This is a genomic window from Pseudoalteromonas sp. S2721 (assembly GCF_005887425.1).
Taxonomy (GTDB): Bacteria; Pseudomonadota; Gammaproteobacteria; order Enterobacterales; family Alteromonadaceae; genus Pseudoalteromonas; species Pseudoalteromonas simplex.
On sequence record NZ_PNCZ01000095.1, the window covers coordinates 1 to 6,477 of the forward strand.

At 43.4% G+C, this 6,477-nt stretch carries 3 protein-coding genes; all 3 read left to right on the top strand.

Annotated elements, in window-relative coordinates; translation table 11 throughout:
• Positions 1 to 203 precede the first annotated feature (203 nt).
• The 3 genes from CWC02_RS20345 to CWC02_RS20355 are packed head-to-tail and all read left to right on the top strand — an operon-like array spanning position 204 to position 5,991.
• Positions 204 to 1,610: an efflux transporter outer membrane subunit gene (locus CWC02_RS20345; protein ID WP_138619925.1), complete on the top strand. Its 1,407-nt coding sequence runs from the start codon at positions 204 to 206 to the stop codon at positions 1,608 to 1,610.
• 2 nt (positions 1,611 to 1,612) lie between these two features.
• Positions 1,613 to 2,911, top strand: a complete 1,299-nt coding sequence (locus tag CWC02_RS20350; protein ID WP_138619926.1) for an efflux RND transporter periplasmic adaptor subunit — start codon at positions 1,613 to 1,615, stop codon at positions 2,909 to 2,911.
• Positions 2,911 to 5,991, top strand: coding sequence for an efflux RND transporter permease subunit (locus CWC02_RS20355; protein ID WP_138619927.1), 3,081 nt, complete (start codon positions 2,911 to 2,913; stop codon positions 5,989 to 5,991). The genes CWC02_RS20350 and CWC02_RS20355 overlap by 1 nt, the downstream gene beginning before the upstream one ends.
• Positions 5,992 to 6,477 lie beyond the last annotated feature (486 nt).

The following is a 6,477-nucleotide window of genomic DNA, read 5'->3' on the forward strand; positions in this document are numbered from 1 at the left end:
AGGTGATAGCTGATAGCTGATAGCTGATAGCTGATAGCTGATAGCTGATAGCTGATAGCTGATAGTTTGCTGCTTACCTCCATTTTCCTACCATTCATCGTCGTCAAATGTCAGGCAGTGTAATGTTATGTAAAGTCAGTTGAGCAAAACTGAGCGTGGTGCTTGAATTACACTCATAAATAGATGTTTTTCAGGTTTTTAGAATGAATTGGCAATATAAGCCGAGTTTATTGGCTTTAAGTGTAATTTTGCTAAGTGCATGTGCGAGCCAGCCGACTCACAATGAACGAGTTGCTGAGCTTGAGACAGTACCAAGTGCATGGCAGCAACTCCCTTCTAGCGACAAAGCGCTTGCTGTTGAAGATAACTGGTTGCAGCAATTACACGACCCTCAAGTTTTTACTTTAGTTGAGCAAGCATTAGCCCATAACCAAGCGATTTTACAAGCGGGTTACGATGTCGCTATTAAAGAGCAGCAGCTTATTGCTGCTGGGGCAGATTTATGGCCAAGCCTTGATTTATCAACACGTGCCAGCCGTAGTAAAGATAACCGCCCTGTTAGTTATAACAACGCCAGCTCAGCATCATTAGAATTAAGCTACGAAGTTGATTTATGGGGTAAATTATCAGCCTCAGAACGACAAGCAAATCTTGAGTACCTAGCTGAAAAAGCCACATTTGCACAAAGCAAACAACAATTAGTTGCTGATGTGGTAGCGGGTTGGTTTGATGTTATTACGAATCACAAATTACTTGAACTATACAAGCAGCGTGAGCAAAACGCAGAAAAAAATTTAGATATTATTGAGTCAGGTTATCGCCAAGGTTTAAATGAAGCGCTTGATGTTTATCTTGCTCGGAATGAGCTAAATACTGAGCGCTCAAACATTGCCGCGCAGCAAGCAACGTTAACTAAATCAATTCGTGATTTAGAGCGTTTAACTGGCCAATACCCAACTGGCGCGTTAAGCGTTAGTGCAGATTTACCACTACTCGACAGTGCTATTCCACTTGGTTTACCTTCAGAGCTTATCACTCGCAAACCTGAGTTAATGGCAAGCTGGTATCAATTACTTAGCACCGATGCTGGGCTTGCTTATGCGCATAAACAGCGTTTTCCGAGCTTAAATCTTTCTGCATCAATGAGTGATAGCACAGATAGGGTGAGCGATTTATTTTCGCCATCAAGCTTAGCGTGGTCGCTGATTGGTAGTATTTCGATGCCGCTTTTTGAAGGTGGTCGCTTAAAAGCCAATGAAGAACAAGCAAGGTTAAACGTTAAGCGCCAAGAGCAAGCGTATCTTGCCACACTTTACGATGCCTTTAACGATGTTGAAACAGCCATCAGCCAAGAGCAAGCGCTTAAAGTACGCTACGAAAAAACCTTAGAAGCGCAAGAAAATGCCATTACCGCAGAGGCATTAGCGTTTGAACAATATCAAAGTGGTTTAGTTACCTACACCACGGTACTCGATGCACAAGACCGTTCGTTCAATGCGCAAAGTTCGGTAATCGAACTTAAAAACCAATTAATTATCAACAGAATCAACTTACATATTGCCCTTGGTGGTGATTTTAGTGAAGCAAACAGCGAAGTAGCAGAGCAATAATCATGAATAGCAAGACACGTAAAATTTTAATTCCATTGGTAGTGATCGTTGTGACGGTACTGCTTGTCATGTTTATCAAAGGCAACCCGCCTCAAGCAAACCGCTTTTCTTCACCGCCAAAAGCAAAAGTAAATGTGGCAGTTAAGAGCCTAACACCAGAAACTTATCAGGTGATGATTGATAGTTTTGGCACCGTAAAGCCACGCACGCAAAGTATGCTAGTCGCGCAGGCTTCAGGGCAAATTATCGAAATTAGTGAGCAATTTCGTGAAGGTGGCTTTTTCGAAAAAGGCGATGTGTTGTTGCAATTAGATGATAGAGATCACCGCGCCGAAGTAAAATCAGCACAAGCAGCTTTATTAACCGCTGAGCAAAGCCTACTTGAAGAGCAAGCTCGTGGTCGTCAAGCAATTACCGATTGGGAGCGCTTAGGAAAGGGTGAACAAGCAAGTAGCCTGGTACTGCGTAAGCCACAACTTGCAGCTGCCGAAGCAAGTGTATTGTCTGCCCAAGCGACGCTTGAAAAAGCGAAACTTGATTTAGAGCGTACAAAAATCACTGCTCCATACGCGGGGCGAGTTTTAAGCCGCAGCGTAGATTTAGGGCAAGTGGTGAGTAATAACATGGAACTTGCCAGTATTTATGCCATTGACCGTGTTGAAATTCGCTTACCAATCAAAAATAAAGATCTGCCGTTCATTAACTTACCAGAACAATTTCGTGATGGTGCTAAAAATAGTGCCGGTTCACTCGTTAAATTTAGCTCAGATCTTGTTGGTAAACAGCAATGGCAAGGTCAAGTTATTCGCACCGAAGGTGCCATTGATGAAAGCGCGCAGCAGCTTTATGTGGTTGCACAAATTAATGACCCTTACAAAGCCACTTCAGCTAATCAATACCCAATTAAAATTGGTCAGTACATCAAAGCGCAAATTACCGGCAAGGCGATTGAAAATGCCATTGTGATCCCAAACAGTGCAATTTACCAAGGCACCTATGTTTATGTTGAAGAGCAAGGTGTGTTGCGTCGCAAAAACATCTCACTGGCTTGGCAAAACGCGACTCAAGCTATGGTTGCCGAAGGCTTATCAGCAGGGGATCATTTAGTGATTACGCCGCTTGGTCAAGTTAGCTCAGGTACCCAAGTGACGGTAATGGGAAGCGAAGCGTATCAAGCTACGCGTGGTAAAGCACAGCGTCCAAGCCGTGAAGAGCTTGAAAAGCAAGCAAAAGAGCAAGGTATTACCGTTGAAAAATTAATTGAACAACGCCGCGCTGCTCGTAAGCAAGGAGCGCAATAATGATAGCTTGGTTTACAAAGAATCATGTTGCAGCAAACTTATTGCTGATCAGCATTTTATTAGCGGGGCTATTTAGCGTATCGACGCAAATACCACTTGAAGTGTTCCCGTCATTTGAAGCAGACCGCATTAGTGTTAGCGTGACCCTACGTGGCTCAACACCTGAAGATGTTGAAAAAGGTGTCGCTATCCGTATTGAAGAAGCGGTGCAAGATCTCGAAGGCGTAAAGCGCATAACTAGCCGCTCATCAGAAGGCTCTGCCTCGGTATCAATTGAAGTCGATACCGGCTATGACCCACGGGAGCTATTAGCCGATATTAAAAGCCGGGTTGATGCCATTAACACTTTTCCGGTTGATGCCGAAAAACCGGTTGTAGCCCTTGCACAGCGCACTCGTGAAGTAATAGCGGTAACCGTGTCGAGTGAATACGGCGAAAAAGAAACTTTAGAATATGCCGAACATGTACGTGATGACTTATTACGCTTGCCAGAAATCACTCAGGTAGAGCTAAGTGGGGTGCGAGATTACGAAATTGCTATTGAAGTAAGCCAAGATACATTACGCCAATATGATTTACGCTTATCGGACATTTCTTCAGCAATTAGTAATTCAAGTACCGATGTTTCTGCAGGTAACTTAAAAACCGAAGGGGGAGATGTACTCATTCGTTCAAAAGGCCAAGCCTATCGTAAAGATGAGTTTGCCCAAGTTGTGGTGAAGTACCAAGCTGATGGTACCATTATTCGCCTAGGTGATATTGCCCGTATTACCGATGACTTCGAAGAAACCCCAGTCCGTACTCGCTTCAATGGTAAGCAAGCGGCATTTATTGATGTGTATCGTATTGGTCCGCAAAGTGCGATTGAAGTTGCAGATGCGGTAAAAAATTACATTACCGAGCATCAAAGTCAGCTGCCTGAAGGGTTTGAGTTAAGCTTTTGGGATGACGACTCTGAAATCGTGAAAAGCCGTATTGCGACGCTAACAACCAATGCTATTCAGGGTGGCATTTTAGTTCTTGCATTACTTACCTTGTTCTTGCGTCCTGCCATTGCGTTTTGGGTGTTTATTGGTATTCCTGTGTCATTCATGGGCGCGTTTTTAGCGATGCCAATTTTTGGTATTACGCTTAATGTAATGAGTTTATTTGGTTTTATTTTGGTACTTGGTATTGTTGTTGATGATGCCATTGTGACCGGTGAAAATGTCTACACCCACCTAAAAACAGCCGAAAGTGGTGAGCAAGCTGCTATTCGTGGTACGCAAGAAGTTGCGACACCCGTTACCTTTGGTGTACTTACAACGGTTGCAGCATTTTTACCATTAGCCTTTATCGAAGGTAACCGTGGTGCCTTATTTGCGCAAATTCCTGTTGTCGTTATTCCGGTATTACTGTTCTCTTTAATTGAGTCTAAATTTGTTCTGCCGGCTCACTTAAAGTACTTAAAACTACGAAGTGAAAAAAGTAATCCGTCAAAACTGCAGCAGTTTCAGCAGCGTTTTGCCGATGGCTTTGAACACGCCATTATGAAGTACTATCAGCCGCTACTAAATGTTGCGCTAAAGAATAAATTAGCAACGGTCAGCTTGTTCGTAGGTATTTTCTTTATCATTTTGACCCTGATCACCAGCGGTTGGACGAAGTTTATATTCTTCCCGCGTATTCCAAGTGAAACCGTTCGCGCAGAGCTAACATTCCCTGCAGGAACACCGTTTGAAGTGACCAACAAATACATCATCGATATGTCAGATAAGGCCAAAGAGCTACAAGAGAAGTATCGTGATGAAGATGGCCAAAGCGTAATTTTAAATATTTTGGCAACCACGGGTGGCCGTGGTGGTTCATCAAATACAGGTAGTGTGCGCTTTGAAATCACACCAGCCGAAAAACGTGAATCAGATATTGGCTCTCGAGAGCTCGCCAGTGAATGGCGTGACCTTATCGGTATTATACCGGGCGCAGAGAGTGTAACTTTCCGTGCTGAGTTTGGTCGCAGTTCAGACCCTATTGATGTACAGCTAAGCGGCAGCTCAATCGACACCCTTGAAGCTGTGGCAGAAAAGGTCAAAGAACGTTTAGCAACTTACCCAACTGTGTACGAAATAGCTGATAGTATGTCAGATGGTAAAGACGAGCTGCAAATTGAGCTAACAGAGCAAGGTTTAGCGCTTGGTTTAAACCGTGTTGATGTATCGCAGCAAGTGCGTAATTCGTTCTTTGGTGCGCAAGTTCAACGTATTCAACGTGGCCGCGATGATGTGCGTGTAATGGTGCGTTTGCCAATTGAAGAGCGTCGCTCAGTTGCTGATTTAACTGATATTTTAATTAAAACCCCAGCGGGTGGCACAGTGCCATTGTCGCATGTGGCGACCTTAGTACCGGGGCAAAGTCCATCGTCTATTTATCGTATTGATCGCTATCGTACGTTGAATGTGACAGCCGATGTTGAAAAATCAAATACCAATATGACAGTACTGCAAGCAGACTTAAAAACTTACTTAGATGAGCTAATGGTGCAATACCCTGGTGTTGATTACTCGCTCGAAGGTGAAGCCAAAGAGCAGCGTGAATCATTTGGTTCACTCGCTTGGGGTCTGGTGTTTGTATTCTTTATTATTTATGCGTTATTAGCGATACCATTTAAATCATATATGCAGCCATTAATTGTGATGAGTGTTATTCCGTTTGGTATGATAGGTGCGGTAATGGGCCACTGGGTAATGGGCATGGAGTTAACCATTATGAGCCTACTTGGCATGCTAGCCTTGATAGGCGTTGTAGTGAATGACTCATTGGTACTGGTTGACTTTATTAATAAGAAGCGTGAAGAGGGCGGTGATTTACTGGAAACCGTTAAGCTTGCAGGGGCGGCACGTTTTCGCCCAGTTATGCTAACCAGTTTAACCACTTTTATTGGTTTAATGCCGTTGTTATTTGAAAAAGCAACGCAAGCACAATTCCTTATTCCAATGGCTGTAAGCCTTGGCTTTGGGATTATCTTCGCAACGCTAATCACCTTACTATTAGTGCCAGTTAATTACCTATTAATGGAGCGCTTTCAGGGATGGTTTAAGTAGGGGGCGATAGGTTGAAAACATGTGTGTTGGGTAGAGTGAAATGAAACCCAACACACAGGAGCTATCAGCTTTTAGATAAAAAGCTTTAAGTCGATCGTGCGGGTCTTTGAATTTAGATGTAGGCGTGAAATTTATTTCGCGCGATATTTCTTAAATAACGGGTAAGTCGTAGGTCGGGCTTTAGCCCGTCAATTAAACGATTATGTGTCGCTATAAATGACGACCCACAGTGCTTGACTCATTAGCTCGTAGGCTGGTTAGAGTAGAGCGAAACCCAACGCACAGGAGCTATCAGCTTTCAGCCGTCAGCTATCAGATAAAACATATAAGTTAGTCAGTTAGCGAGTTAGCAAGGTGAAAGAGTAAAGTTAGTACCGTAGGCGTGAAATTTATTTCGCGTGAATAAGAATAATAAGTTCTTGTACAAGAGAAAAACTACATGGAAGATTTTCGATAGCTGATAGCTGATAGCTGATAGCTGATAGC